1 protein-coding gene is annotated in these 418 nt (G+C 49.8%); it reads right to left on the bottom strand.

Annotated elements, in window-relative coordinates; genetic code table 11:
* A partial coding sequence (locus tag FN960_RS23495) for an alpha/beta hydrolase-fold protein (protein WP_260682094.1) occupies nt 1–283 on the bottom strand: 283 nt, incomplete at its 3' end.
* Between the last annotated feature and the right edge of the window lie 135 nt (nt 284–418).

Genomic DNA, 418 nt, shown 5'->3' with positions numbered 1-418 from the left:
CGTAACGGTCAGCATCTGCGACATGACTGCCTCGCGGACTGGTGTCCGGCGCAACAACAATAATGTTGTGCTCAGCCGCGTAACGCTGCATCCCCGATTTAGTAATGAAATTCTGCTCGTTGCAAGTCAGGCCTGAAAGCCAGTACAACACCGGCAATTTTTCATTCGCGGCTTTTGGTGGGAGATAGACGCCGACATTCATTTCACATTTCAGTGATTGGGAATAATGCCGATACACATTTTGCCAGCCGCCAAAGCTGGCATGTTTTTCAATGAGTTCCATCAGTCATTATCTCACGGTTAATCCCCCGGACGGCTGCCCAGGGAGAGTATTAAGAACCCCGTCTGAAGTGGACGGGGTATACCTGCGGGAAATCAGTAACGAATTACGGTTCGAATGGATTTGCCTTCATGCATC

The organism is Alkalicoccobacillus porphyridii (assembly GCF_007293315.1).
Taxonomy (GTDB): Bacteria; Bacillota; Bacilli; order Bacillales; family Bacillaceae_D; genus Alkalicoccobacillus; species Alkalicoccobacillus porphyridii.
Note: the sequence above shows the minus strand (reverse complement) of the source record. Positions and strands in the feature narration are given on the sequence as shown.